The sequence below is a fragment of the Bacillus sanguinis genome (genome assembly GCF_018332475.1).
GTDB classification, from domain to species: Bacteria; Bacillota; Bacilli; order Bacillales; family Bacillaceae_G; genus Bacillus_A; species Bacillus_A sanguinis.
The window spans coordinates 1-2,262 of the sequence record NZ_BOQB01000416.1 but is presented as its reverse complement, the minus strand read 5'-3'; the positions used below and the strand labels follow the sequence as shown (position 1 = coordinate 2,262).

The following is a 2,262-nucleotide window of genomic DNA, read 5'->3' as shown; positions in this document are numbered from 1 at the left end:
CGAAAGAAACGATGGAACTGATTAAGGAGCTTGTCTCTATTCCAAGTCCGTCTGGAAATACAGAGAAAATCATTCGTTTTATTGAAAACTATGTAAGTGAGTGGAATGTAGAAACGAAGCGAAACAATAAAGGCGCTCTTATTTTAACGGTAAAAGGAAAAAATGATGCACAGCATCGTTTATTAACGGCACACGTTGATACGTTAGGTGCGATGGTGAAAGAAATTAAGCCTGACGGTCGCCTGAGTCTTTCTATGATTGGTGGATTTCGCTGGAACTCTGTAGAAGGGGAATATTGCGAAATTGAAACATCAAGCGGTAAGACGTATACAGGGACGATTTTAATGCATCAAACATCTGTGCATGTATATAAAGATGCAGGTGAAGCGAAACGCGACGAGAAAAATATTGAGGTTCGTATTGATGAGCGTGTCTTTTCAGCTGATGAAGTACGTGAATTAGGCATTGAAGTAGGAGACTTCGTTTCATTCGATCCGCGTGTTCAAGTTACAGAGAGTGGATACATAAAATCACGTCATTTAGATGATAAAGTAAGTGTTGCGATTCTATTGAAATTAATTAAGAGATTACAAGATGAAAACGTAACATTACCATATACAACTCATTTCTTAATTTCTAATAACGAAGAGATTGGATACGGTGGTAATTCTAACATTCCAGAAGAAACGGTTGAATATTTAGCGGTTGATATGGGAGCGTTAGGTGATGGACAAGCGTCTGATGAATATACAGTATCTATTTGTGCAAAAGACTCTAGCGGTCCGTATCATTATGCACTGCGTAAACATTTAGTAGAGCTTGCGAAAACAAATCATATTGAATATAAAGTAGATATTTATCCGTACTACGGATCGGATGCATCAGCTGCGATTCACGCTGGATTTGATGTGAAACATGCATTAATTGGAGCGGGTATTGATTCTTCTCATGCATTTGAGCGTACACATGAAAGTTCAATTGCACATACAGAAGCACTCGTTTATGCATATGTATTATCAGAGATGATTGCGGAATAAGAAAAGAAATAGGCTGCCTGAGGTAAGCCTATTTTTGTTTGCAGAGAATTAGACACAGGCATATGATTTAAATCTAATTTAACCGACTTTATTCAACAAAAAGTAAATTAATTGTAATTTATTTTACAATATTAAGAAAGTAGGTTTACTACATAATTCGAGTATTATAAAATAATAGAGGCGCACTAATTTTTTTTGTCCGGGTTTAATTTAATTTGCATATTAAGATTACGCGTTATTAAATAATGATTGTTGAGAGGAGTATTATTTTTTATGAAGTATCGTGCAGTCGCGGCAGGTATATTAGCCGCAAGTTTATTATCGTCTCCAGTAAGTAGTTTCGCAGCAGCGAAGAAGTTTTCGGATGTTCCTACATGGGCGCAAGAATCAGTTGATTATTTAGTAGGTAAAAAAGCGCTTGATGGAAAGCCAGATGGAACGTTTTCTCCGTCTGAAGCAGTAGATAGAGGATCGGCTGCAAAAATCTTAGCAGTCGTTCTTGGTTTACCAATTGATCCAAAAGCAAAGCCATCTTTTAAAGATGCACAAAGCCATTGGGCAGCTCCGTACATCGCTGCAGTGGAAAAAGCAGGTGCAATTAATGGAGATGGTACTGGTAATTTCAATCCATTCGGCAAAATGAACCGTGCATCTATGGCATCTATGTTAGTACAAGCGTACTCATTAGATAAGAAGATTATTGGAGAACTTCCAACACAGTTTAAAGATTTAGAACCTCATTGGGGTAAGAACCAAGCTAATATTTTAGTAGGTTTAGAGATTTCTAATGGTACGGGAAATGGCTGGAATCCTGAAGGAACTGTAACGCGTGCAGAAACAGCTCAGTTCATTGCAAAGGCTGATAAAGATAAAACAAATACATCAAAAAGAATGTATATGAACAGAAACTTTATTACATATCATCAACCATCATTATCATCTGGTATTACTGACGTTCAGCATAAGCCACAAATGGTTGAAGTGAAAGAACAAAGAGCAGACGGCTGGTTAAAAATTGTAACAAGTAAAGGTGAGAAGTGGACACCTATACAAGAAAAAACAGAAACGATTCATGAAGGTTTTACTGCGTATGAAACAGCTTCACATAGTTCTAAAGTGCTAGGTACATATAATGCACAAACAGTAACGATTATGGAAGAGAGTGGCAGCTGGATTCGTATCCGCGTAGGCGCTGGATTCCAGTGGGTTGATAAAAATCAATTAA

General features: G+C 37.3%; 2 protein-coding genes. Both read left to right on the top strand.

Annotated elements, in window-relative coordinates:
* A partial coding sequence (locus tag KI369_RS27005; RefSeq protein ID WP_212958635.1) for a M42 family metallopeptidase occupies nucleotides 1-1,037 on the top strand: 1,037 nt, incomplete at its 5' end.
* Nucleotides 1,038-1,310: 273 nt separating this feature from the next.
* Nucleotides 1,311-2,262, top strand: a 952-nt coding sequence (locus KI369_RS27000; protein WP_212958632.1) for an S-layer homology domain-containing protein, incomplete at its 3' end; no start/stop codon positions are given.